A 24,454-nucleotide genomic window follows, 5' to 3' on the forward strand; every position below is an offset into this window, starting at 1 on the left:
ACCGGTTTTCCGCATGAAACGATGCGTCAACAAAGAGCTAGAGCGTGCGTCCTGCGTCGGATTCCGCACAGCGCGCTCTAGCGCCGGTTTCAGTGCAGGGGTGCGCCCGTATCGTCCGCGGGCGCGCCATCACCTTCGGAGAGCATGATGTCTGATGCAACGCCTCGCAAAGCTGCGGCGCTCGAGAGGCTGCGCGCCCGCACGCCGGGGTCCGCGGCGATGCGTCCGCGCGCCGAACGGCGCCTCGCGCTCGAGGCCGTCCCCACCTTTGCGATGCCGGTGCCGCTCTACATCGAAAGCGGCGATGGGGCGTATATGACCGACGTGGATGGCAACGCCTATCTCGATCTCGCCATGGGCTTCGGATCGCTCATCCTCGGCCACCGTCCGCCCGAGGTCGTGGCCGCGATGCACGGTCAGATCGACAAGGGCTGGCATACGATCCTGCCGGGCTTGGCCCAGATCGAGCTTGCCGAACTGCTTGCGGAGGCCGTGCCGTGCGCGGAGAAGGTCGCCTTCCAGAACTCGGGCACCGAGGCCACGATGTTCGCGATGCGGCTCGCGCGCGCATTCACCGGCAAGGACCGCGTCGCCGTGTTCGGCGGCGGCTATCACGGCACGCACGATTATGCGCTGGTGCAGGAAGACCCGACGACGCCCGAGGCGGCGCCGGCCACCAAGACGGTCGGCGGGGGTATTCCCGGCGCGGTGCGCGACCAGACGATGCTCGCGCTGCCCTATCGAAACGCGGCTGCGTTCGATCTCATCCGCAAGCACCGGGACGAGCTGGCGCTGGTCGTGATCCAGCCCGTTCAGAACACCGTGCCGCATCTCGACAACGGTGCTTACTTACGCGAACTGAGAGCGGTGTGCGATGAGGCGGGCGTGCTCTTGATGTTCGACGAGGTGGTGACGGGCTTCCGCCTCGCCTATGGCGGCGGGCAGGTCTATTACGGCGTCACGCCCGATCTTGCGGCGTTCGGCAAGATCATCGGCGGCGGCACGGCGGTCGGCGCGGTCTGCGGCCGCGCCGATATTCTGGGGCTGTTCGCCAAGGGCGGCACGGCGGGCGTATTCGCGGGCGGAACCTTCAACGGCAACCCGCTCACGATGGGCGCGGGCGCGGCGACACTGCGTGCGCTGAAGGCGCGGAAGGACACACTCTACCCGGCGCTCGCAGCGAAGTCTGCTCGCATGGCCGGAGCGGTTATCGCGCACTGCGAAAAGCATGAAATGGACGTGACGCTGATGCACGCCGCGTCGATCCAGTGCTTTCATTTCCGCAAAGGCCCGATCCATTCGTTCCGCGAGACCTATCCGGCGAACCGCGCCGCCGAGGAGGCGTTCTACGCGCTCGTGCTCGATCGCGGCATTCTCCTGCCGAGCTTCCACGTCTACTTCCTTTCCGCCGCGCACGACGACGCGATGATCGACCGCGCGACCGGCGCGTTCATTGAGGCGCTCGACGATTGCCGCGCTGACGGGCTGCTGTGATGAAGACCAATGATCTTTTGGCGTGGGATCTGCTCGAGGCACAGGCGGCAGCGCTTGGCGACAAGGACTTCCTGCGCTTCCATAGCGGCCGCGTCAGCTATGCCGCGTTTCGCGCGCTTGCCGAAACCACGGCGGGGCGGCTCCACACCGCAGGCGTTCGCCCCGGCGACATCGTGCCGACCTTCCTGCCGAACGGCATCGCCGCGGCTGCAACATGGTTCGCGCTCATGCGGCTGGGTGCGGTGTGGGCGCCGATCAACACCGAGTTCCGCGGCACGCAGCTCGTCGCCGCGCTGAACGCGACGGGCGCACGGCTGATCCTCGTCGATCCGCGTTACGTCGATCTCATCACGGGCGTTCTTCCCGAGCTTCCCGCTGTCCGGGATGTGATCGTTTCCGGCGCGGCAACACACGACGTCGGTACGGTGCGTTTCCAGGCGCTCGAAGATATTCCGCCGACATCCTCGCCCCGCGCCGACGTAGAGCGCACGGCGATCGCCATGATCCAGTTCACGTCGGGCTCCACGGGTGTCTCGAAGCCCGTGCAGCTCAGCCACGGCTATCTCGTCGGGCAGGCGCGGCTCACCTCGCGTTATTTCGATTTGCGGGAGAGCGACGTCGTTTACTGCCCGTTCCCGCTCTATCACTGGGATGCGACAATAGGCACGGTGATGGGATCGCTTGTCACGGGCGCGACGGCGGCGCTCGGCGAACGCTTCAGCGTTTCGCGCTTCTGGGATGATATTCGGGCGTTCGATGCCACCATGTTCGATTTCATGGGCTCGACGCTCACCTTCCTCCATCAACGCGCCCCCGATCCGCGCGACCGCGAGCATCGCGTGCGACTCGCATGGGGGTTGCCGATGCCGGAATTCCGCGCGGACTTCGAAGCCCGTTTCGGCTTTCCGCTCTACGAAGGCTATGGCAGCACCGAAGGGGGTGTCTGCGTCTTCCAGAACCCCGGCGAGGTGTATCCGAAAGGGAGCTGCGGTCAGGTCGCGCCGGAATTCGAGCTGCAATTGCTGGACGACGAGCGGAAGCCGGTGCCTACCGGCGAGGTCGGCGAGATCGTCACACGGCCCCGCGATCCCACGCTGATGTTCAGCGGCTATCTCGGGATGCCTGAAGTGAACGCGGAGCTGATCCGTGATGGCTGGTACCACACCGGCGATCTCGGGAAACTGGATGCGGCAGGCAATCTCTATTTCGCGGGGCGGAAGAAGGACATCATCCGCCGCCGCGGCGAGAACATGTCGGCGCTCGAGATCGAGCGCGGCATCGAAACGCATCCGGCGGTGTTCGAGGCGGCGGCGTTCGGCGTGCCGAGCCCGGCGACCGAGGAGGATGTCGCCGTGGCGGTCGTGCTTCGCCCCGGCGCTGCGCTCACGGACGACGAGCTCCGCGCCTACTGCGAAGGCCGCATGGCGCGCTACATGGTGCCGGAACACGTGCTGTTCATGAATGCGCTGCCGAAGACGCCGACCGAAAAGATCGACAAGCCCGCGCTGAAACGCCTGTTCGCGGAAACACGCGGATGAGCGCAGGCCTTCGCCGCACGCTCACGCCCTTGCAACTGGCGGCGATCGGCATGGGCACCACGATCGGCGTGGGCTGGATCGTCGTCACCGGCGGCTGGATCGCAAGCGCGGGGCCGCTTGGCGCGGCACTCGCGTTCCTCATCGGCGGCGCGGTGATGGGGCTTGTCGCGCTCTGCTACGCCGAGGCCGCGACACGCGCGCCGGAGGCGAACGGAGAGTACGGCTACGTCTCCATGGCGTTCGGGCGCGGCTGGGGCTTCGTCGTCGGCTGGAGCGCGCTCCTCGGCTACGTCGGCATCTGCGGCTTCGAAGGGCTGGCGCTGGCGTGGCTGCTCGGCGTTCTGGCGCCGGATTTCACCGGGCCGACGCTTTACACGGCGGTCGGCGTGCCGGTGCGCCTGCTCGATCTTGCCGTCATCATCGGCGGCGCGCTGTTCTTCACCGCGATCAACTATTTCGGTGCGCGCGAATCGGCGCGGGTGCAGGTGGCGGTCACGGTCGGCAAGGTGCTGCTCAGCTTCGGCTTCGTCGCGATCGGTTTCGGGGGCGGGGCGCCTGCCAATCTTGAGCCCGCGTTCCTGCCCACAGAAACGCCGTGGCACGGGGTGCTCGCCGTGCTCGTCATGGTGCCGGCCTGGTTCTGCGGCTTCAACGCGCTGCCGCAGGCGCTCGGCGAAGCGCGCGAGCGCCCTGCGGCAAGGGCACTCGCGCGTTTGCTCGGGATGGTGATCCTGCTCACCACGCTCTTCTACGTCTCGGTCATCACCGCGACCGCCTTTGCGGCGCCGCGCGGCGTGCTCGATGGTGCAGAGCTTCCGGTCGTCGCGGCGATGGAGGCGGTGGCGGGTCCATGGGGAGGCCGTATCGTGCTCGTCGCCGGTGTCGTCGCGCTGCTCAGCGCGTGGAACGCGGCGATGTTCGCAGCCTCGCGACTGCTCTACGCGCTCGCGCAGGATGGCGCGCTGCCGTCGCCGCTTGCGCGCGTGCATCCGGAGAACGGCACGCCGTCGAACGCGGTTGTGTTCGTCGGCGTCATCGCGCTCCTCGGCGGTCTCATGGGCCGCGCCTTCATCGAGCCGCTGGTGCAGATCGGCGCGATGGGATTCGCGGTCGCCTTCATCGGCGCGTGCCTGTCGAGTCTCGCGCTTCGGCGCGGCACGGGCGGCAGCCGCTTTCCCGTGTTCGCGGCATGGGCGGGGGCGCTGGCGCTCGGGGGTGTCGCCGCCTATTCGGCGTGGACGATCCTCGCGAACGTGGACGAAAGACTGCCTGAGGCCGCCGCGCTCGCGCTCTGGGCGGCTCTCGGCGCGGCGATGTGGGTGTTCGCCCGCGCGCGAAGGGAGAGGATATCGTGATGGCACGTGGCATGGCCGCGCTCGTTGGCCTGTGTCTGCTTGGCGCCTGCGCCGCGCAGACACCCGTGGAGCGCCCTGCGGGCTGGAGCGACCAGTCCTATTATCTGCCGATGCGCGACGGCGTGCGCCTCGCGGTCAGCCTGCATTTCCCGGGGGGCAAGCCGCCCGCCGCGAAGGCGACGACGATCCTCATCCAGACGCGCTACGGCCGCGCCGTGGAAGCGCGCCGCGGCGGCTCGCCGACGGATATCGAGATGTTCCTCGCGCGCGGCTACGTTGTCGCCGTCGTCGATACGCGCGGCTCCACGGCCTCGTTCGGTCCGCGCGATGTCGAGATGGGGCCGGACGAGCGCGTAGACATGGACGAGATCATCGCGCATCTCGCGGCGCGAAAATGGTCGGATGGGAAGGTGATCGGCTACGGCATCTCCTACATGGCCGACACCGCCGATTTCGCTGCGAGCCGCCCTGCGCCCGCGCTCATCGCCGCCGTGCCGCGCCAGATGGATTTCGATGCCTATCTGCAGGGCTTTCTGCCCGGCGGCGTGCAGAACAATTTCCTGCTCTACACGTGGGGCAATTATACGCTGAAGGTCGATCTCGGGCGCTCGCCCCGGAACGATGCGCTCGATTGCCGCCTGCGCGCGGAAGACTGTCCGGGGCTGTTCCCGGATATCCAGCCGGTCGACAACGACACCGATTTCACGCTGCTGCGGCAGGCGATTAATGGCCGCCGGCACTGGACGCCCGAGGATTATGTGAACGCGCCCTTCCGCGACGACAAGGGCGGCAACGGCCATTCGATGCTCGACTTCTCGCCCGCGGCCGAACTCGCCGGGCTGATCCGCGAAAACAAGCCGGTGATGATCTGGGGCTCGTGGCTGGATGCAACCACGGCGCTGGCCGCGATCACGCGTTTCCATTCGACACCCGATGCACCCGTCGAGATCGTGATCACCGCCAACAACCACGGCCACGACCGCAGTGCCGATCCGTTCTTCCCCGATCGCGTCGCCCCGGTGCCGACGCGCGACGCGCAGTTCGCCACTGTGTTCGATTTCATGGACCGTGTCCGTGCCGGCAAACCCGTCGCGCGCAACATTCATTACTACGTGCTCGGCGCCGATACCTTCCGCGACACGAAGGTCTGGCCGCCCGCTGGTGTCGCCGACACGCGCCTCTACCTCGCGGAAGGAACGCTGCAGGCGCAGCGTCAGGCAAAGGCAGAACACGTCGACTACACGGTCGATTTCACCGCGGGCACGGGCAAGAACACGCGCTGGTCCACCCAGTTCGGCGCGCCGCCCATCTATCCCGATCGCCGCGAAGCGGATGCGAAGCTGCTCGTGTTCGACAGCGCCGCGTTCGATGCGGACATGGAGCTGGCGGGCACACCCGTGATCGAGCTCTTCGCTGCCGCGCAATCGAATGATCCGGTGTTCTATGTCTATCTGGAGGACGTCGCGCCCGATGGCCGCGTGACCTACATCACCGAAGGTCAGCTCCGCGCGATCCACCGCGCGCCCGCCGATCCCGCCACACTACCCTACGATCAGGGACCGGCACCGCACAGCTTCCGACGCGCCGACGCGCTCCCCGTCGTTCCCGGCGAGACAATGCGCATCGAGTTCGCACTCAATCCCACCGCAGCACTCATCCGCAAGGGCCACCGCCTGCGCATCGCCATTGCGGGTGCCGATGCGGATGTGTTCCGCCGCTATCCGGAGCAGGGACCGGAGCGGTTCCGCGTATCGCTGGGTGCCGCTGCCGCAAGCGCGATCTCGGTGCCGCTGCGTCCCTGGCGCTAAAGGGATTTGCTCTCCCATCGCCGATGCGGCATCGCTTCCCGCCAGACGAAAGGAAGCGAGCGATGGGTGTGTTGCGGACATTGTATCCCGAGATCGAGCCGTATGAGACGGGACTGCTCGACGTGGGCGACGGGCACCAGATCTACTACGAGCGCTCGGGGAAGCCCGGCGGCAAGCCTGCGGTGTTCCTGCACGGCGGCCCCGGCGGCGGCATTTCGCCCGCGCATCGGCGCCTGTTCGATCCCGATGTCTACGATGTGATGCTGTTCGATCAGCGCGGCTGCGGCCGGTCGCTGCCCTATGCGTCGCTGGAGGCGAACACGACCTGGCACCTCGTCGCCGATATCGAGCGGCTGCGCGCGCTCGCAGGCGCCGAAAAGTGGCTGGTGTTCGGCGGTTCGTGGGGCTCAACGCTCGGGCTCGCCTATGCGGAAACCCATCCCGAGCGCGTCAGCGCGCTCATCCTGCGCGGCATCTACACATGCACGCGGCAGGAACTCTCATGGTACTACCAGTTCGGCGTCTCGGAGATGTTCCCGGACAAGTGGGAGCGTTTCGTCGCCCCGGTGCCGGAGACGGAGCGCGGCGACATGATCGGCGCCTACCGTCGCCTGCTCACCGGAGACGACGAGGCGGCAAAGCTCGCCGCGGCGAAGGCGTGGAGCATCTGGGAGGGCGAGACGATCACGCTGCTCCCCGATCCGTCATTCTCGGCACCGTTCCACGACGGCCACTATGCGCTCGCGTTCGCGCGTATCGAGAATCACTATTTCCACCATGGCGCATGGCTCGAAGACGGCCAGCTGCTGAACAACGCCGGGCGGCTTCGCGGCATTCCCGGCGCGATCGTGCACGGCCGCTACGACATGCCGTGCCCCGCGCGCTATGCGTGGGCGCTTCACAAAGCGTGGCCCGATGCGGCGTTCCATCTCGTGGAGGGCGCCGGCCATGCCTATTCGGAGCCGGGAATCCTCCACCGGCTGATCGAAGAGACGGATCGTTTCAGAAACGGCTGAGATGCCGCTCGGTGCCGGTCAGGCGGCGTGCGCGGCCGCCTTGGGCGCGGCGGTGCTTTCCAGTTCGTCCTCGCCCACCACGCGGTTCCGGCCGGTCGCCTTCGCTCGGTAGAGCGCCATGTCGGCGCGCTCGACGAGCGTGTCGACGGTGTCGTTCCAGCGCAGCTGCGAGATGCCGAGCGACAAAGTGATGCGCCCCACTTCCTTGTTGCTGTTCTTGGCGCGGACGCTGCGCGACGAGATGTAGTCGCGGATCTGCTCGCAGATGTCGTGCGCCGCCTGCAGCGTCTTGCCGGGCAGCACGATCACGAACTCCTCGCCGCCGAAGCGCGCGGGATAGCCGACGCCGTGCGAAAGCTGCTCGAGGCTCTGGCCGACAAGGCGCAGCACCTCGTCGCCCATGCGGTGGCCCCACGTGTCGTTGAACTGCTTGAAGTGGTCGATGTCGCAGAACGCGACGCACAGCGGCTTGCGGTCGGCGAGCGCCCGGCCCGCCTGCGCTTCCAGATACGAGGTGAACGCCTTGCGATTGGAAAGGCCGGTCAGCGGATCGGTGCGGCTTTCGGTGCGCGCCGTTTCCAGATCCTGCTTCAGGATGTTGATTTCCTGGCCCGAGATCGCGAGCTGCGCTTCCAGCCGCTCGGTCTTGTCGATCATCGCGCCGGTGGCGGAAACGAGCTCGGCGAGCAGCGCGCGCTGCGTGTCGATGTCGGCGGCGGCGTTGATGCTGTCGGAGCTTTCCCGCAGCGTGCGGCTGTAATCCTTGGCATCGCCGCCGGTTTCCTCGACGAAGTGCGCCATGCGCTTCAACTGCGCCTGCGTCTGGTCGATGAGCGTGCTGAGGTCCGACGGCATCGAGGCGCCGTAGAGCTCGCGACGGATATTGTGCATCGCGCGCGTCGAAACCCGGCCGACGGTCTGCATCACCGCATCCACGGCAACACGCAGTTCGGGATCGGACCCGGTGACGTAGCGATACCAGAATTCGTAATTCGCGGGCGTGGGCGAGATTCCTCCAGCCTCCATGTGCTGTCGGATTTCCTCGAAAATCTGGCCCGAATCTGTCATTTATAGCCCGCCGAATGTCCCCTGAGACCTTGTCTGCAGCTTTCCGTGCCCGTTTCGGCACACGGAAACACCACTGACCGGCCCATTCCTGGGAACCTATCGCAGGCTCTGGTTAAAATTTCCGAAAAGGAAGAAGAAATCAGCCGCGTGCGGATACGGAAAGGAAGTCGGGGAGGGGGCCGTTCCAGCCGCCATCATCGAACTCTTCCTCGCGCGCCGGGCGCGGAGCCGCCTTGGGCGCAGGGTCTGCGCGCGGCGCTTCCGGCTTGCGGTCGCCGCCCCGCGCACGTTTTCCGCCCCGCGCGCGGCCACCTGCCGGGCGGGCGTCCTTATCGGCGTCCCGGCTCGCGTCCGCATCCCTGTCAGCACCTTTATCGGCACTTTTGGCGCCGCCGCCGTCCTGCTGCGGCACGGTGCCACGGCGTTCGACGCGAGTGCCGATCAGCTTCTCGATGTCGGCGATGAGTTCGGCGTCAGCGGGAGTGACAAGCGTGACCGCGATACCGGTCTTGCCGGCGCGGCCCGTGCGGCCGATGCGGTGCACATAATCCTCGGCGTTGAACGGCACGTCGAAGTTGAAGACGTGGCTGACGCCCTTGATGTCGAGGCCCCGGGCCGCGACGTCGGAGGCGACGAGGATCGAGATGCGGTCGGCCTTGAAGTCTTCCAGTGTCGACAGCCGGTCGCGCTGCTCCATGTCGCCGTGAATCTGCCCGGCGCGGAAACCGTAGCGTTTCAGCGAATCGGCAAGGTCCTTCACGTCGCGCTTGCGGTTGCAGAAGACGATCGCGCTCGTCACGTCTTCAGCTGCGAGCAGGCCGCGCAGCGCTTCGCGCTTCTCGCGCGGGCCGGTCATCAGCAGCGACTGGGCGATGTTGGCGTTGGTGCTCGATTGCCGCGCCACCTCGATCATGCGCGGCTCTTTCAGGAAGCGGTCGGCGAGCTTCTTGATGGGCGGCGCCATGGTGGCGGAGAAGAGCAGGCTCTGACGATTCGGGCCGAGCAGCGAGCAGATGCGTTCCACGTCGGGGATGAAGCCCATGTCGAGCATCCGGTCGGCCTCGTCGATGACGAGGATGTCGACGCCTGAAAGCAGGATCTTGCCGCGCTCGAACTGGTCGAGCAGGCGGCCGGGCGTCGCGATCAGCACGTCGACGCCCTTTTCCAGCGCCTTGTCCTGATCGCCGAAGCTGACGCCGCCGATCAGCAGCGCCATCGAAAGATTGTGGTTCTTGCCGTATTTCAGGAAGTTCTGTGCGACCTGGTCGGCAAGCTCGCGCGTCGGCGCGATAATCAGCGAGCGCGGCATCCGGGCGCGGCCGCGGCCGTGGGCAAGGATGTCGATCATCGGCAGCACGAAAGAGGCGGTCTTCCCGGTCCCTGTCTGTGCAACGCCGATGATGTCGCGGCCCATCAGAACAAGCGGAATCGCCTGCCGCTGAATGGGGGTAGGCTCAGTGTAGCCGCTGTCTTCAACAGCCGCGAGAAGCTCGTCCGAAAGGCCGAGGGCGTGAAAGCTCAAATTCAATGACCTTGTGCAGGCGTTAACAGGGTGCCTTGCGCCGCGCTTTTGGCGCTTCCCTGCCAAATGTCAAGGAAACTGCGCGACGCAGCGACAAGAGGCGGCATTCTCAGCGGACGATCTGCACCCGGTCGCGGCCGCTCGACTTGGCAAGATACATTGCCGCGTCGGCGGCTTTCAGCACGTCTGCGGGCACTCGGCCGCGCGCCAGCGCCGCCACGCCGACGCTGATCGTTACCGGCACGACGCCCTCCGGCATGTCGTCCGTGTCGGAGCAGGCCTTGCGCAGCGCCTCGCACAGGCTCGCCGCCTGATCGAGGCTGCGGCCCGGCATCAGCACGGCAAACTCTTCGCCGCCGAGCCGCCCGACGAGCCCATGGCGCCCAACGATGGCCATCGCAAGCGCGCCGACATGGCGCAGCACGGCGTCGCCGACGTCGTGGCCGAAGCGGTCGTTTACGGACTTGAAGTGGTCGACATCGAACAGCGCGACCGAAAAGGCAGTGCCGTTCGCGTTGGCGGCCTCGCCCGCGGCTTCGAGCCGGGCAAGGAACATGCGGCGCGAAGCGGTCCCGGTCAGTTCGTCGGTCGAGGCCTGCCGCTCCGCGATCGCCGCGAGCGCGTCGCGCTCGTCGAGCACCGAAGCGACCGGAAGCGCGGGCAGGAAGGCGACCGCGAGAAAGAACTGGAAGAAATAAATGCGGTCTGCAACGTCGCCGGGCATCAGTGCGATCGGCCCGGAGCCGATGGTCGTGAAATAGGACCCGATGCACGCGACGGTGACGATGGCGACCGTGGCGCCCGCCGAACGCAGGCGAAATGTCATCAGCAGCATCGGCGGCAGGAGCAGAAACAGCATCGGCCAGCGCGTCTGCGCGAAGACGAGAAGGCTGAGCCCCGTGATGAGCGCAAACAACGCCGCGGCCTCCACGGCGCTGCGGCCTTGCAGGAACGAGCGCTTCCCGGACCAGATCGCGAAGACGATCAGCAGGATAGGCGTCACAAGCAGGAGCCCGAGCGTGTCGGAGGCGAACCACGACAGCCAGCTGCGCCCCATCGCCTCGTCCACAGCCGCCGACATGAAAGGTGCGCTGAGTGATGCCGAAAAGGCGGCGGCGACGATCGAGGAGCCAATGAATTTCAGCAGATGGTCGGGATGCTCGAGCTGCAGCGGCCCGCCGATCAGGCGCCGGGTGAGGAGGGCGGCGAGAGCTGCTTCGGCGATATTGAGCGCGGCGAAGGGCGCGGCGGCGAAGGCGGGGTAGCCGCCCAGAAGATTGGCCGCGAACCCCGCGATCCAGACCGAAATCACATAGGGGGTCCAGCGCCGCGTGGGCACGACCAGCAGTGCGGCGAGCACCAGCGCGTTCGCGGCCCACACCGTCGCCATGCCGACAGACCAGCTCGTCAGGCGGATGTTGATGAGCGCGACGACGAAATGCGCAAGGCCGATGACGAGCGGACCCGTGGTGAACGGGCCTTTCGCCCGCACCACGCGCTTCTCGATCATGTAGAAGCCTTGATTCAGCATGAGTCCCCGCCCGTTTCAGGCGCGATATAGCGCGTAACCTGAATTAAGCCTTTACAAAAAATGCGGGCGGAACCGAAGTCCCGCCCGCATCCCTGTGTGAACCTTATCCTAGAACTTGAAGCCGGCACCCACGCCGTAGCGGCGCGGCTCCAGCGTGAAGATGTTGGTGAAGAGGCCCGACGAGGCGTCCGTCACGTAGAGGCCGGTGGTGGCGCTGTTGTCGAGAAGGTTCTGGACGAAGCCCCGGATGTACCAGCGGTCGTTCGCGCCATTGAGCTGCAGCTGGGCGTTGATCTGGGCGTAGCCCGAGATCTTGTTGACCGTCCCGTTGAAGATGCTGCCGTAGCTTTCACCCGTGTAGGTGAGGTCGACGCGCGGGACGAGCGACATGCCGTTGTCGAAGTCCGCCGTGTACTGGGCGCCCACCGAGAACTTGTAGTTCGGCGCCTGCGGCAGCTTGTTGCCCTTCAGGTTCACCTCGACGCCCGAAGGTGCGACCGAGATTCCGCCAAACAGTGATCCGGCCGATGCGGCCGCGGCCGTGAGCACGCTGCAGATGCTGAATGCACCCGTCGCGCCGATGCCGCTGTCGGAGGGGAACGGCGTCGTTCCGGCGAGCGGCGAGTCGTTCGGCTGCGAGACCGTCCTCGGCACAAGTCCGCTGGATGTGACGATGCTGGGGTTGATGACGTTCGCGTTCACGTAGTTCACGAAGGCGTTGGCGCCCGCGGCGTTTCCGGCGGTGGTCGGGACCACGGCGCAGTTCGAAGCGTTGGTGATATCCTTGATGATCACCACGTCCGAACGGCCGCCGGAGGGGTCGCGGGGGTTCGAGAGGTACTTGTCGCTCGATACCTTGGTGTGCAGGTAGCTGAAGCCCACGTTGAACAGCAGGCCCTGCGTCGGGCTGAGGATCGCGTCCCCTTCAACACCGTAGATGTCGGCGTCGACGTTATCGTTCACCGATGTGCGCGCGACGATGCGGCTGAGCTGCAGACCCTTGTACTTGTAGTAGAAGGCCGTGAGGTTCAGTTGCAGCGTGCCGTCGAGGAAGCTGTTCTTGGAGCCGATTTCGAACGAGTCGATGAACTCCGGCTCGAAGCTGTCCGAAACCGCGAAGATCGGCGACAGCGGCGGATTGATGCCGCCCGATTTGTAGCCGCGCGAGTAAGATGCGTAGAGCAGGTTGTCGTCGGTGATCTTGAAGTCGAACACGGCGCGGCCGGTCCACTCCTTGAACGAAACCTGGCGGTTCTGGAAGGCTTCGCACCCGGCGACAGAGCCCGCCGCGCCGACGGGCGAGCCCGCAGGGCAGGGCGTTCCGGGGTCGGCATCGAAACGCGCCGCAAAGGGCGAATCGAAGGCGTTGTCCAGCCCGTGCGGGGTCAGGAAGTTGGCGAGTGTGGTGCGGGCGCGCACGTTTTTCTTGTCGCTGTTGTAGCGCAGGCCGAGCGTCAGCTTGGCGCGGTCGCTGAACTCGTAATAGACCTCGCCGAAGATGCCGTAGGATTTCAGGCGGAAATAATCCGTATTGTTCCGATACGAAGGCGTGGCGAGGTAGCTCGGCGCCGGTATGCCATTGGAGAAGGAATTGAAGGCGCCAAGGACGCCGCTGGCGTAATCAAGGCCGAAAGCGTTCACGTAATAGCTGTTCTCGGTCAGCTTCAGGTCCGCATAGATGCCGCCGATCAGGAAGTTGATCGGGCCATCGAAGTTGCTGCTGAGAATGCCTTCGATCGACCAGTCCGTGCTTTTCTGGACGGACCTGTCGAAGTCCTGCGGCGTCGCCGCACACACGACATGGCCGCCGTAGCTGCCGGTGCCGGTCGGTTCAGCATCGGACGTGCAAAGCGCGCCGCCCGGACCGCTCGGAATAAGGGCCGACGCGACCGGGGCGAGATAGCCCGAAAGGCCCGGGGGAAGGGGGATGAGGCCGTTTGCCCCGGCGTAGAGCGCGGTCAGGCCAGGCGTAAAGCCGGCCCGGTTCTGCACGGAGAGGTTGTAGTCCTGCCGCGAATCGACCCGGCTGGCATGGTAGAGGCCGGTCACCTGCGCGGTGAAGGCGCCAATATCCTGCGTGATGCGCGCCTGATATTGTTCTTCATCGGTGAAGTAGGTCGGCGTGAAGTCGGTGTTCACCTTCCGCACGTCGTCGGGGTTGGTGAAGCCGGCATAGACGTCGGGGCCGTAGAGGCTGCCGAGCGCGAACGCGGTGGGCAGTCCCTGCGTCGAGAAGAATTCGCGGGACGTCAGGATCGAGGCGACGGTCGCATTGCCGTTCAGCGTTTCGAATTTCAGGTCGCCCGGAAGGCAGCCGAGAATGCCGGTCGGATCGCGCTGGCACTTCTGTTTCTGAATACGGGCGCGGTTGTCTTTTTCGCGGAAATAATACCCCATCAGGTCGATGGTCGTGGAATCGGTCGGCTCCCAGCGCAGCGAGCCGCGGATCGCGTACATGTCGCGGTCGTCGATGTCGTTGCCGTCGTAAAGGTTCTCGGTATAGCCGTCGCGCTTCAGATAGAAGCCGGCGAGACGGACCGCGAGCGTGTCGCCGATCGGCAGATTGACCATGCCTTTCAGCTTGTAGGCGTTGAAGTTGCCGTATTCGGCATCGCCTGCAGCGCCGAAGCTGCCAAGTTCAGGCTTGGCGGTCACGATGTTGACGACGCCCGAGGTCGCGTTGCGGCCGAACAGCGTGCCTTGCGGGCCGCGCAGCACCTCGATGCGCTCCATGTCGAAGAATTCGGTTTCAAAGAGGCGCGTCTGCAGCAGCGGCGTGTCGTTCACGTGGATGGCGGTCGCGGAATCGCAGGTCACGCCGACGCAAAGATCGCCGATACCGCGGATCGTGAAGCTGGATGAGGTGAAGTTGCCTTTGCTGAACGACACGTTCGGCAGCGTGAGCTGCAGGTCGCTCGAATTCTCGATCTGCTGGCGCTCCATCGCCTGCGAGGAGAAGGCGCTGACGGCGATCGGCACGTCCTGCAGCGATTCAGCCTGGCGCTGGGCGGTGACGATGATGGTTTCGATGCCGGAGTCGTTCTGCTCGGTCACCTGCGCGAACGCGGGCGAGGCGGCGAGGACGGCAAGTGCTGAGGCGCTGGAAACGAAGACACTACGGGCGCGGAAACGAGACTGCATGACGAGTACCCTCCCAAGGTTACCGTTGCATCCGCGCGCCTGTTCTGGTGTGGCGCGTCGGACGGCGGGAGGAGGCCCAGCCCATCACAGCGATAGCCTCCCCTATACCGCTCGAAGGGCATAGAAACCCGGATTCAAGGGCTTGTCCAGCGATGCCGCGCGATCCCCCGGTTTTGAACAGGTATACTGACATCGCTGACAGCAAACCGTTGCCGGATTGCAACGCTTGTGGCCTTGCGGACTATCGGTTTTTGCAGGGTGCATTTCGGAAAACGTTGCAGCTTCCGTGGGGCGGCGGTTTCCCCTAAAGCGGGCGCCGCTATGGCGACACAACCCGAAACCACCGTCCTCGACCTCTTTCGCGATGCTGCCGGGCCCGGGGGCTGGTCCGACGATCCCGATCGTCTCGCGCCCAAGCTCACCGATTGGCGCGACCAGAAGACGGGCGTCTCGCCGCTGCTCCTGCTGCCGCGCGACACCGAAACGCTGGCGCGTATCGTCAGAATCGCGAACGAGACCGGCACGCCGCTGGTGCCGCAGGGAGGAAACACGAGTCTCGTCGGCGCCGGCGTGCCAGAGGCGGACGGCCGCGCCGTGCTCGTCTCGATGGACCGTATGAACCGCATCCGCGCGCTCGATGCGACGGGTTTCACGGTCGTCGCAGAGGCCGGCGTGATCCTCGAAACGCTGCACAAGGCCGCGGAGGATGCGGACTGCATGTTTCCGCTCTCGCTCGGCGCCAAGGGCTCGGCGACGGTGGGTGGCCTCATTTCCACGAACGCGGGCGGCGTGCAGGTGCTCCGTTACGGCAACATGCGCGCGCAGGTCATCGGCCTCGAAGCCGTGCTGCCGGATGGCAGCATCCTCGATCAGCTCACGCCGCTCCGCAAGGACAACACCGGCTACGATATCAAGCAGCTGCTGATCGGCGCCGAAGGCACGCTCGGTTTCGTCACCGCCGCGTCGCTCAGGCTGGTGCCCGCACCGCGCGAGGTGGCGACCGCCTTCGTCGCACTCGCCGATCCGCACGCGGCGCTCACACTGCTCGCCCGTCTCAAGGCGGCGACCGGCGACAATGTCGATTCCTTCGAGCTGATTCCCCGCCACGGCCTCGATCTCGTGCTGCAGCATATCCCCGGCGCGCGCGATCCGCTGTCGGACGTCTATCCGTGGTACGTGCTTGTCGAGGCGACCTCGGCGATGGCAGGTGAAACCCAGCGTCAGGCGCTCGAAACCGCGCTTGCCGCCGCGTTCGAAGACGGGCTCGTGGTTGATGCGGCGCTGGCCGAGAACCGCACGCAAGGCCTCGATTTCTGGCGCCTGCGCGAAGAGCTCCCCGAAGCCGAACGGCTCGACGGACCTTCGATCAAGCACGACGTCTCGGTTCCGGTGTCAGACATGCCGCGCTTCATGGAAGAGGCGACGCGCATCATCGAGGCGGACTGGCCCGGCACGCAGGTGATGGCGTTCGGCCATCTTGGCGACGGCAACGTGCACTACAACGTCAAGACCTCCACCCCCGGCCCCCGCACGGAGCTGATGGCCCGGCGCTACGAGCTCAGTGAGCAGGTGTACGACATTGTCGCGCGGTATGGCGGCTCGATCAGTGCCGAGCACGGAATCGGCACATCAAAGGCAAAGACGCTCGCACGCCTCGGCAATCCGGCGAAGCTCGCCGCGATGCGCGCCGTGAAGGCCGCGCTCGATCCGAACGGCATCATGAACCCCGGCAAGATTTTCGTCTGAGGACTCAGGCCGGAACGCCGAACAGGTCCGTCTCGTCGGCATCTTCGATGCGCACGCGCACGATGTCGCCCGGCGCCACATCGGCGTCGCGCAGCAGCACCTGACCGTCGATCTCGGGCGCGTCCCACTGCGAGCGGCCGGTGGCGCCGCCCTCATCGTCGGCTTCGTCGATGATCACGTCGATCTCGCGACCCACGCGGCTTTGCAGGCGACCTGCGGAAATCCGCGCCTGCGTTGACATGAAGCGTTGCCAGCGCTCGTCCTTGATTTCTTCCGGCACCGCGCCGTCCAGCGCATTGGCGGCAGCGCCCTCCACGGCCTCGTACTTGAAGCAGCCCGCGCGATCGATCCCCGCTTCTTCGAGCCAGTCGAGCAGGTACTGGAAATCCGCTTCCGTCTCGCCGGGGAAGCCGACGATGAAGGTCGAGCGGATCGCGAGGTCGGGCACGACCCGGCGCCACGAGCGGATGCGCTCCAGAACCTTCGCCTCGTTCGCGGGCCGCGCCATGCGCTTCAGCACCGCAGGGCTCGCGTGCTGGAAGGGAATATCGAGGTAGGGCAGCACCAGCCCCTCGGCCATCAGCGGCATCAGTTGATCGACGTGCGGGTAGGGGTAGATGTAGTGCATCCGCACCCACGCGCCGAGCTTGCCGAGATCGCGCGCCAGATCGGTGATGTGCGCGCGGTATTCGCGCCCTTCCCACTTGGAAGTCGCGTGTCGGATATCGACGCCGTAGGCCGACGTGTCCTGGCTGATGACGAGCAGTTCCTTCGTGCCCGCTTCCACCAGTTTCGCCGCTTCGCGCACCACGGCGGCGGCGGGCCGGCTGACGAGATCGCCGCGCAGGGAGGGGATGATGCAGAACTTGCAGCGGTGATTGCAGCCTTCGGAAATCTTCAGATACGAATAGTGGCGCGGGGTGAGTTTAAGGCCCGCCTCCGGCACCAGGTCGACGAACGGCGAGGGCACCGGCGGCGCGGCCTCGTGCACGGCCTCGACGACGGCCTCATACTGATGCGCCCCCGTCACCGCGAGCACATCCGGGAAACGCGCGCGGATCACGTCCGCCTCGTTCCCCATGCACCCGGTCACGATCACGCGGCCGTTCTCGGCGATCGCCTCGCCGATCGCGGCAAGGCTCTCTTCCTTCGCAGAATCCAGGAACCCGCAGGTGTTCACCAGCACGACGTCTGCGCCCGCGTAATCCGGGCTCATCGCATAGCCGTCCGAGCGCAGCTTGGTCAGAATCCGCTCGCTGTCGACCAGCGCCTTCGGGCAGCCGAGCGACACCATGCCGACCTTCGGCGGCGCGGGGAGCGTTTTCACGGACATGAGACGCGCGCCAGTGACGGAAAACGTGCCGCGACGCAAGGGGGCGCGACGTTCTATCCGCCCCACGCCGTCGTGTCGCGGGTAGAGGGCCATACGACGGAGCTTATGGATCCCGGCCTGCACCGGGATGGGGAGAGGGTGTGAACTTGCTCCAGTCGATCGGCCCGCTGATCAGCTCGACCGTCTCAAATCGGTCCACGAGCACTTCGCCACTGTATGCGTCTCTAATGCCATAACGGCCTGACCACAGGTTTTCCCAACCGGTCAAGCGGACACGGAACTTGGCATGCCCATCTAGCAAATACTGCGTCAGCACGGGGAAATCGCGTAATGCCTGATCATCGAAGCGCAGCCATTTGCATGGCTCGCCGCTGTCAGGACAGAACTTCGACATTTCGATTCCGTAGGCCAAGGTGCCGCTGAACGATTTCTTGAAGCCGAAACTCGTTTCCCATGGGCATTGCCCCGGCGCGATGCGATCCGCGTAGCGCGCTGGTGTCAATGGAGAGGGTAGATGAGCGCAGATTTGGGGGAGTGGGGGGAATTCATCCCGAAAATCATAAAGTGTGAAGCCAATAGTCGCCGCGATGCCGACCGCAATCAACGCGGCTATGCGCATGGTCTCACCCAACCCCCGGCAAAAGCGGCAGCGGGTCGACCGGCTTCTTGCCCTGCCGGATCTCGAAGTGAAGCTGCGGCTCGTCCACGGATCCGGTCTTGCCGACGCGGGCGATGGGGTCGCCCTGGCGCACGGTGTCGCCGCGGATCACGAGCAGGTCTTCGGCGTGCGCGTAGGCCGTCACCCAGCCGCCGTCGTGCTTCAGCAGCACGAGGTTGCCGAAGCCTTCGACGGCGTTTCCGGCATAGGCCACGACGCCGTTCGCCGCCGCGCGGATCGGCGCCCCGGCGGGCGCGCGGAGGTTGATGCCGTCGTTGTAGAGCCCGCCGGATTTCGCACCGAAGCGGCTGATGAGCTTGCCCTCCACAGGCGCCATGAAGCGCCCGTTGAAGGCCGGGGTCGGCGGCAGCGCGGCCACCGCCTGCGGCGGAGCGGTTTCGCCCGCCGGATGCGCCGCCGCGGCGGCTTCGGTCGCGGCAGGTTCGCTGCCGGTGATGAGGTCGTCGATATCGAGCGTGAAGGCAGCGGCGCGCTCGGCGAGCGTCATCTCGCGCACCTGCGCCTTCGTCGGCAGCCGTAGCCGCTGGCCGACGCGCAGCGTGTAGGGCGCGGTCAGTTCGTTGGTCGCGACGATGCCTTCCCAGTCCGCGCCATAAGCGCGCGCGATGGTGATACCCGTCTCGCCCGCCTTCACCGTGTGATAGCGCCCGCCGGGGATGGTGAGCACCTGCCCCACCTCGATCGTGTAGGGCGGCGCGATACGGTTCGCCTGCGCGATGGCCTGCACGGAAGAGCCGGTGCGCGTGCCGATACCGGACAGCGTGTCTCCCCGCACGACGGTGACCGTCTGCTGCGGCACGTCGACAGCGTCCGCCACCACCTTCACGGGCTTCCACGGCGCGCGCTTGGGCGCTGCCGGCGTCACCGGTGCGGGCGTTGCGGCGCTTTCGATTGGCTTCTTCGGCGTCGGCACGGGAAACTGCGGACGCGACGGGGCCGAGCAGGCAGCGGCGAGAAGCAGGACGAAAGGAACGGCGAAGCGGAACATGGAGATGTCTCTAACCCGGCGCGATCCGGATTTGAATCGCCGATCGTGCCTAGCCGAGGTGCTTCACCGCATCCCGCAGCGCATCCAGCGTTTCGTAGTGCGTGAGGTCGAGGTGCAGCGGCGTCACGGCGATCAGGCCTTCGTGCGTCGCCTGCAGATCGGTGAGGTGTCCGGCTTCCGAAGCCTCGCGGCCGAGGCCGAACCAGTAATAGGTGAAGCCGCGCGGATCGACGCGTTCTTCGATGGCGGTGGCGCCGTAGTCGCGGAAGCCCTGCTCGGTCACGCGCACGCCCTTCACCGCGTCCGGCGCGACGGCGGGGAAGTTCACGTTCATCAGCACGCCCTTGGGCCATGTCTTCGCGGCGAGCGCACGCACGACCGTAGCGCCCCACTTGGCCGCGGTCTCGAACGCCTGTGCGGCGCGCATCTGCCCGAGGCACTGACTGAGCGCGATGGCGGGCACGCCGTACAGCGTCGCTTCCATCGCCGCCGAAACGGTGCCCGAATAGGTCACATCCTCGGCAAGGTTCGCGCCGCGGTTCACGCCCGAGAGCACGAGGTCGGGCAGGTTGTCCTTCATCAGAAGGCCAAGCGCCATCATCACGCTGTCGGTCGGCGTGCCGCGCACCGCGAAGCGGCGCTCGCCGTGCTTCTGCAGGCGGATCGGCTGCGTCAGCGTCAGCGAATGGCCCGCGCCCGACTGTTCCTCGGCGGGCGCGACCACCCAGATGTCGTCGGTAAGTTCGCGCGCGATCGCCTCGAGCACCGCCATGCCGGGCGCGTGGTAGCCGTCGTCGTTGGTGAGCAGGATTCTCATGCCCGCAGCGCCTCCAGCCCGCCCATATAGGACCGCAGCACCTCGGGGATGGTCACCGATCCGTCCGCCTGCTGATAGTTCTCCAGCACGGCGACGAGCGTGCGGCCCACGGCGAGCCCAGAACCGTTCAGCGTATGGACGAACGCCGTGCCCTTCTCGCCCGCCGCGCGGTGCCGCGCGTTCATGCGCCGCGCCTGGAAGTCCCCGCAGTTGGAAACGCTCGAAATCTCGCGGTAGCAGCCCTGCCCCGGCAGCCAGACCTCAAGATCGTATGTCTTGCGCGAAGCGAAGCCCATGTCGCCGGAACACAGCAGCATCACGCGATAGGGAAGGCCCAGCGCCTGCAGGATGCCCTCCGCACACTCCGTCATCCGCGCGTGCTCGGCTTCGGACTGGTCCGGCGCCGCGATCACCACCATCTCGACCTTCTCGAACTGGTGCTGGCGGATCATGCCCTTCGTGTCGCGCCCCGCAGAGCCTGCTTCGGCGCGGAAGCAGGCGGAGAGCGCGGTGAGGCGCAGCGGAAGGCTCGCCGTATCCAGGATTTCGCCCGCCACGAGGTTCGTGAGGCTCACCTCGGCAGTCGGGATCAGCCAGCGGCCGTCCGTCGTCTGAAACAGGTCTTCGGCGAATTTCGGAAGCTGGCCGGTGCCGTACACCGCCTCGTCGCGCACCAGCAGCGGCACGGCGGTTTCGGTGAAGCCGTTTTCGATCTGCCGGTCGAGCATGAACTGCGCGAGCGCGCGGTGCAGGCGCGCGACGCCGCCGCTCATCACGGCGAAGCGCGCGCCGGAAAGCTTGGCGGCACGCTCGAAATCGAGGCCGAGCGGCGCGGCGACGGCATCGTGTTCCTTCGCTTCGAAATCGAAGGCGCGCGGCTCGCCCCATGTCTTCACCACGACGTTCGCGGTTTCGTCCGGCCCTTCCGGCACGTCGGCGGCGGGGAGGTTCGGGATCGCGGAAAGCCGCGCGTTCAGCGCCTCGGAAAGTTCGCGTTCCTTGGCCTCAAGGTCGGGGATGCGCGTCTTGAGTTCGCTCACTTCGACCATCAGCGCGGCGGCGCTTGCCTCGTCCTTCTGTGCCTTCGCGGCGCCGATCGCCTTCGATGCCTCGTTGCGGCGCGTGAGCGCGGCCTGCAGCGTCGTCACCGTCTCGCGCAGCGCGGCGTCCTGGCCAAGGATTTCCGCTGACAAGGGCGTGAGGCCTTTGCGCGCTAGACCCAGATCAAATTCGGCGGGGTTTTCCCGGATATAACGGATGTCATGCATGGCGAAGGCTCTATGGAACGGCCGCCTTTGGGTCGCAACCGGTTTCGCCATGCTGCGTTGAAGCTTCACACACAGGCCGAAAAGGGAGACGCCATGATCCTCCAGCACAAGACCGAGATTTGCGTCGCCGACGGGCGCAAGCTGCTGCTGCTCGTCAACGAGGGCGACACGAAGTTCCCCGATCTGCAGGTGATCCGCGAGGAAGAGCAGGACCTGCGCCCCGACCGCGAACTTTCAAGCGACCGGCCCGGCCGCAGCTTCCGGAGTGTCGGCAGCCGTCGTAGCAGCTACGAGGAAACCGATTTCAAGCAGCTCGCCGAGGATCGTTTCGCAGCGGACGTAGCCGATATCCTGAAAAAGCGTGCACTGGCGGGGAAAACAGACCGCCTTGTCGTGATCGCGCCGCCCGCCACGCTTGGCGAGATGCGCAAGCACTACCACAAGGAAGTCGTGGACCGCATCGTCGCCGAGATCGCCAAGGAAGCGACCAATCTGCCGCCCGATGCCATCGCCGCGATGGTGGAGGCCGCGTAAGTCCGCTTGGCGGGCATGGGCGTCCGCGCTATGCGAGACGCCCATGCAGCCTGCCATCGAAATCCGCGACCTCGAAAAAACCTATTCGGACGGAAAGCGTGCCCTGAAGGGCGTCAGCTTCGATGTGCCGCGTGGCCAGATCTTCGGCCTGCTCGGCCCCAACGGCGCGGGCAAATCGACCCTGATCAACATCCTCGCGGGCCTCGTAAACAAAACCGGCGGCACCGCACGCATCTGGGGCTTCGACATCGACGCGGACCGCAGGAACGCGAAGCGCGCCATTGGCATTGTGCCGCAGGAAATCCTGTTCGACGCCTTCTTCACGCCCTTCGAAGCACTGGAGATTCAGGCAGGTCTCTACGCCGTGCCGAAGGCCGAGCGCCGCTCGATGGAAATCCTCCGCGCGCTCAGGCTGGAGGACAAGGCGCACGCCTACGCCCGCACGCTCTCGGGCGGCATGAAGCGGCGGCTCCTCATCGGCAAGGCGCTCGTCCACAATCCGCCGATCCTGATCCTCGACGAGCCCACGGCGGGCGTCGACATCGAGCTTCGTCAGCAGCTCTGGTCCTACGTGCGCCAGCTCCACGCCGCGGGCACCACGGTCGTGCTCACGACGCACTATCTCGAAGAGGCCGAGGAGCTTTGCGACCGCATCGCGATCATCAACAACGGTGAGGTCGTGGCGAACGACGAGACGCACGCGCTCCTTGCGAGCGCACAGGAAAAGTGTCTGATCGTCACGGTGGACCGCGATCTCGATGGCGCACCGGCCGGTCTCCCGGCCGAGAAGGTGGAGGTGAAGGGCACCCGCCAGCTCATCCTCACCTACAATCGCAGCATGCTCACGGCGGGCGAACTGCTGCAGGCGATCAGCGCCACCGGCCTCGGCGTCGTCGATGTCTCGACGCGCGAGGCGGACCTTGAGGACGTGTTCCTCCACCTCACGCAGCAGCAGGCGGCCTGACGATGCAGTTCGACGTTCTCGTCATCGGCTCCGGTGCCGCCGGGCTCACCTGCGCGCTCAATCTGGCGCAGCATTTCCGCGTCGGCGTGCTCTCGAAGGCGGACCTGTCGGCCGGGTCCACGTCGTGGGCGCAGGGCGGCATCGCGGCGGTGCTGGAGCCGGGCGACACGTTCGAAAGCCATATCGAAGATACGATGGTGGCGGGCGCCGGCCTCAACCACCGCGACATTGTCGAATTCGTCGTCGAGAACGCCCCCGCCGCGATCGAGCGGCTCGCCGAGATCGGCGTGCCCTTCAACGCAGGCGGCACCGAACGCTGGCACCTGACGCGCGAGGGCGGCCACAGCCATCGCCGCATCGTCCACGTCGACGACGCGACCGGCTGGGCCGTTCAGCAGGCGCTCGAAAAGGCTGCCGCCGCCAGCCCCAACATCACGCTTCTGCCGGACCGCGTGGGCATCGATCTCGTCACCAGCCGCCACGGCGAGCGCTATTCGGGCGACGGCCACGTCTGGGGCGTTTATGCGCTCGACCGCACCACCGGCCGTGTCGAGACGCTGACGGCGCGCGCCACGGTGCTCGCCACGGGCGGCGCGGGCCGCACCTACCTGTTCTCCACCGCGCCGCGCGGCGCCACCGGGGACGGCATCGCCATGGCATGGCGCGCGGGCTGCCGCGTCGCCAACATGGAATTCATGCAGTTCCACCCGACCTGCCTCTACAACCTCGAGGTCAAGAACTTCCTCATCACCGAGGCGGTGCGCGGCGAGGGTGGCCATCTCAAATTGCCCCCCGGCGTCCCCGGCGGCGGCGAGCGTTTCATGCCGCGCTTCGACAGCCGCGCCGAGCTTGCCCCGCGCGACATCGTCGCCCGCGCGATCGACCACGAGATCAAGCGCCTCGGCCTCGATTATGTGCACCTCGATATCAGCCACCGTGAACCGGAGTTCGTGAAGCACCACTTCCCGAACATCTACGAAAAGCTGATCGGCCTCGGCATCGATATGACAAAGGAGCCGATCCCCGTCGTGCCTGCGCAGCACTACACGTGCGGCGGCGTCGTCATCGACCGCGACGGGAAGACTGACCTTCCCGGCCTTTACGCGGCGGGTGAGGTCAGCCACTCCGGTCTCCACGGCGCAAATCGCCTTGCCTCCAACTCGCTCCTCGAATGCTTCGTCTTCGGCGAAGCGGCGGCAAAGCACATCACCGCGAACTGGGACGGGCTTGCATCGCCGCCGCCGATCCGCGCGTGGGACGAAAGCCGCGTCACCGATTCGGACGAAGAGGTCGTCATCAAGCAGAACTGGACGGAAATCCGCCGGTTCATGTGGAATTATGTCGGTATCGTCCGCACCACAAAGCGGCTGGAGCGTGCGCAGCACCGCATCAAGCTGCTCACCGGGGAGGTCGAGGATTTCTACGGCCATTTCCGCGTGACGCCCGACCTCATCGAGCTTCGCAATCTGCTGACCGCCGCCGACCTCATCGTCCGCTCGGCGCTCCGCCGGCACGAAAGCCGGGGGCTGCACTACACGCTGGATTACCCGCAGCCGTTGCCGACGGCCGAAGACACGATTCTCGTGCCCTGAAGCGCAGCCGTGCTTCCAGAATAGGAAGCGCCATGCTTGGATAGGCCATATGGCCCTTCA

At 66.2% G+C, this 24,454-nt stretch carries 18 protein-coding genes; 9 read left to right on the forward strand and 9 right to left on the reverse strand.

Annotated features, from left to right (window positions below):
- The first annotated feature begins 147 nt into the window (after positions 1–147).
- The 5 genes from ACE3TJ_RS11435 (at position 148) to pip (ending at position 7,211) form a co-directional block, all read left to right on the forward strand.
- On the forward strand, positions 148–1,494 hold the full coding sequence (locus tag ACE3TJ_RS11435; protein ID WP_374596196.1) for an aspartate aminotransferase family protein: 1,347 nt from the start codon (positions 148–150) through the stop codon (positions 1,492–1,494).
- Positions 1,494–3,032: an AMP-binding protein gene (locus ACE3TJ_RS11440; RefSeq protein ID WP_374596198.1), complete on the forward strand. Its 1,539-nt coding sequence runs from the start codon at positions 1,494–1,496 to the stop codon at positions 3,030–3,032. The genes ACE3TJ_RS11435 and ACE3TJ_RS11440 overlap by 1 nt, the downstream gene beginning before the upstream one ends.
- Positions 3,029–4,387: an APC family permease gene (locus tag ACE3TJ_RS11445; protein ID WP_374596200.1), complete on the forward strand. Its 1,359-nt coding sequence runs from the start codon at positions 3,029–3,031 to the stop codon at positions 4,385–4,387. The genes ACE3TJ_RS11440 and ACE3TJ_RS11445 overlap by 4 nt, the downstream gene beginning before the upstream one ends.
- A complete protein-coding gene (locus ACE3TJ_RS11450) occupies positions 4,387–6,195 on the forward strand; it encodes a CocE/NonD family hydrolase (RefSeq protein ID WP_374596202.1) in 1,809 nt (602 codons plus the stop codon). The genes ACE3TJ_RS11445 and ACE3TJ_RS11450 overlap by 1 nt, the downstream gene beginning before the upstream one ends.
- A 62-nt stretch (positions 6,196–6,257) precedes the next feature.
- Complete coding sequence (gene pip / locus ACE3TJ_RS11455) at positions 6,258–7,211, forward strand: prolyl aminopeptidase (RefSeq protein WP_374596204.1); 954 nt, start codon at positions 6,258–6,260, stop codon at positions 7,209–7,211.
- Between the two features lie 18 nt (positions 7,212–7,229).
- On the opposite strand, the gene ACE3TJ_RS11460 is transcribed toward pip, so the two are convergent.
- From ACE3TJ_RS11460 to ACE3TJ_RS11475, 4 genes are all read right to left on the reverse strand, one after another.
- A complete protein-coding gene (locus ACE3TJ_RS11460) occupies positions 7,230–8,279 on the reverse strand; it encodes a GGDEF domain-containing protein (protein ID WP_374596206.1) in 1,050 nt (349 codons plus the stop codon).
- Between the two features lie 139 nt (positions 8,280–8,418).
- Entirely contained in the window at positions 8,419–9,801 is a 1,383-nt protein-coding gene (locus tag ACE3TJ_RS11465) for a DEAD/DEAH box helicase (protein ID WP_374596208.1), read from the reverse strand.
- A gap of 109 nt (positions 9,802–9,910) precedes the next feature.
- On the reverse strand, positions 9,911–11,332 hold the full coding sequence (locus ACE3TJ_RS11470) for a diguanylate cyclase (RefSeq protein WP_374596210.1): 1,422 nt from the start codon (positions 11,330–11,332) through the stop codon (positions 9,911–9,913).
- 108 nt (positions 11,333–11,440) lie between these two features.
- Positions 11,441–14,473 carry a TonB-dependent receptor gene (locus ACE3TJ_RS11475; protein ID WP_374596212.1) on the reverse strand — a complete coding sequence of 1,011 codons (3,033 nt, stop codon included), beginning with the start codon at positions 14,471–14,473 and terminating at the stop codon, positions 11,441–11,443.
- Positions 14,474–14,794: 321 nt separating this feature from the next.
- On the opposite strand from ACE3TJ_RS11475, the gene ACE3TJ_RS11480 reads away from it, so the two are divergent.
- On the forward strand, positions 14,795–16,219 hold the full coding sequence (locus ACE3TJ_RS11480; protein ID WP_374596214.1) for an FAD-binding oxidoreductase: 1,425 nt from the start codon (positions 14,795–14,797) through the stop codon (positions 16,217–16,219).
- 4 nt (positions 16,220–16,223) lie between these two features.
- On the opposite strand, the gene rimO is transcribed toward ACE3TJ_RS11480, so the two are convergent.
- From rimO to serS, 5 genes are all read right to left on the reverse strand, one after another.
- Entirely contained in the window at positions 16,224–17,552 is a 1,329-nt protein-coding gene (gene rimO, locus ACE3TJ_RS11485) for a 30S ribosomal protein S12 methylthiotransferase RimO (RefSeq protein ID WP_374596216.1), read from the reverse strand.
- A gap of 103 nt (positions 17,553–17,655) precedes the next feature.
- Positions 17,656–18,171, reverse strand: a complete 516-nt coding sequence (locus ACE3TJ_RS11490) for a hypothetical protein (protein WP_374596218.1) — start codon at positions 18,169–18,171, stop codon at positions 17,656–17,658.
- Positions 18,172–18,175: 4 nt separating this feature from the next.
- Positions 18,176–19,219, reverse strand: a complete 1,044-nt coding sequence (locus ACE3TJ_RS11495) for a peptidoglycan DD-metalloendopeptidase family protein (protein ID WP_374596220.1) — start codon at positions 19,217–19,219, stop codon at positions 18,176–18,178.
- 49 nt (positions 19,220–19,268) lie between these two features.
- Entirely contained in the window at positions 19,269–20,036 is a 768-nt protein-coding gene (gene surE, locus ACE3TJ_RS11500) for a 5'/3'-nucleotidase SurE (RefSeq protein WP_374596222.1), read from the reverse strand.
- Entirely contained in the window at positions 20,033–21,304 is a 1,272-nt protein-coding gene (gene serS, locus ACE3TJ_RS11505) for a serine--tRNA ligase (RefSeq protein ID WP_374596224.1), read from the reverse strand. The genes surE and serS overlap by 4 nt, the downstream gene beginning before the upstream one ends.
- A 93-nt stretch (positions 21,305–21,397) precedes the next feature.
- Here serS and ACE3TJ_RS11510 point away from each other — a divergent pair, with 93 nt between their 5' ends.
- The 3 genes from ACE3TJ_RS11510 to nadB are packed head-to-tail and all read left to right on the forward strand — an operon-like array spanning position 21,398 to position 24,394.
- On the forward strand, positions 21,398–21,838 hold the full coding sequence (locus ACE3TJ_RS11510; RefSeq protein ID WP_374596226.1) for a host attachment family protein: 441 nt from the start codon (positions 21,398–21,400) through the stop codon (positions 21,836–21,838).
- A gap of 43 nt (positions 21,839–21,881) precedes the next feature.
- Positions 21,882–22,802, forward strand: coding sequence for an ABC transporter ATP-binding protein (locus ACE3TJ_RS11515; protein WP_374596228.1), 921 nt, complete (start codon positions 21,882–21,884; stop codon positions 22,800–22,802).
- Positions 22,803–22,804: 2 nt separating this feature from the next.
- On the forward strand, positions 22,805–24,394 hold the full coding sequence (gene nadB / locus ACE3TJ_RS11520; protein ID WP_374596230.1) for an L-aspartate oxidase: 1,590 nt from the start codon (positions 22,805–22,807) through the stop codon (positions 24,392–24,394).
- Positions 24,395–24,454: the final 60 nt, after the last annotated feature.

Source organism: Sphingosinicella sp. (genome assembly GCF_041916975.1).
Lineage (GTDB): Bacteria > Pseudomonadota > Alphaproteobacteria > Sphingomonadales > Sphingomonadaceae > Sphingosinicella.

What these genes read in the sequence shown, in the direction of transcription:
- ACE3TJ_RS11435 (WP_374596196.1), top strand. Translation starts at nt 148, where the DNA reads ATGTCTGATGCAACGCCTCGCAAAGCTGCGGCGCTCGAGAGGCTGCGC.
- ACE3TJ_RS11440 (WP_374596198.1), top strand. Translation starts at nt 1,494, where the DNA reads ATGAAGACCAATGATCTTTTGGCGTGGGATCTGCTCGAGGCACAGGCG.
- ACE3TJ_RS11445 (WP_374596200.1), top strand. Translation starts at nt 3,029, where the DNA reads ATGAGCGCAGGCCTTCGCCGCACGCTCACGCCCTTGCAACTGGCGGCG.
- ACE3TJ_RS11450 (WP_374596202.1), top strand. Translation starts at nt 4,387, where the DNA reads ATGGCACGTGGCATGGCCGCGCTCGTTGGCCTGTGTCTGCTTGGCGCC.
- pip (WP_374596204.1), top strand. Translation starts at nt 6,258, where the DNA reads ATGGGTGTGTTGCGGACATTGTATCCCGAGATCGAGCCGTATGAGACG.
- ACE3TJ_RS11460 (WP_374596206.1), bottom strand. Translation starts at nt 8,279, where the DNA reads ATGACAGATTCGGGCCAGATTTTCGAGGAAATCCGACAGCACATGGAG.
- ACE3TJ_RS11470 (WP_374596210.1), bottom strand. Translation starts at nt 11,332, where the DNA reads ATGCTGAATCAAGGCTTCTACATGATCGAGAAGCGCGTGGTGCGGGCG.
- ACE3TJ_RS11475 (WP_374596212.1), bottom strand. Translation starts at nt 14,473, where the DNA reads ATGCAGTCTCGTTTCCGCGCCCGTAGTGTCTTCGTTTCCAGCGCCTCA.
- ACE3TJ_RS11480 (WP_374596214.1), top strand. Translation starts at nt 14,795, where the DNA reads ATGGCGACACAACCCGAAACCACCGTCCTCGACCTCTTTCGCGATGCT.
- rimO (WP_374596216.1), bottom strand. Translation starts at nt 17,552, where the DNA reads ATGTCCGTGAAAACGCTCCCCGCGCCGCCGAAGGTCGGCATGGTGTCG.
- ACE3TJ_RS11490 (WP_374596218.1), bottom strand. Translation starts at nt 18,171, where the DNA reads ATGCGCATAGCCGCGTTGATTGCGGTCGGCATCGCGGCGACTATTGGC.
- ACE3TJ_RS11495 (WP_374596220.1), bottom strand. Translation starts at nt 19,219, where the DNA reads ATGTTCCGCTTCGCCGTTCCTTTCGTCCTGCTTCTCGCCGCTGCCTGC.
- surE (WP_374596222.1), bottom strand. Translation starts at nt 20,036, where the DNA reads ATGAGAATCCTGCTCACCAACGACGACGGCTACCACGCGCCCGGCATG.
- serS (WP_374596224.1), bottom strand. Translation starts at nt 21,304, where the DNA reads ATGCATGACATCCGTTATATCCGGGAAAACCCCGCCGAATTTGATCTG.
- ACE3TJ_RS11510 (WP_374596226.1), top strand. Translation starts at nt 21,398, where the DNA reads ATGATCCTCCAGCACAAGACCGAGATTTGCGTCGCCGACGGGCGCAAG.
- ACE3TJ_RS11515 (WP_374596228.1), top strand. Translation starts at nt 21,882, where the DNA reads ATGCAGCCTGCCATCGAAATCCGCGACCTCGAAAAAACCTATTCGGAC.
- nadB (WP_374596230.1), top strand. Translation starts at nt 22,805, where the DNA reads ATGCAGTTCGACGTTCTCGTCATCGGCTCCGGTGCCGCCGGGCTCACC.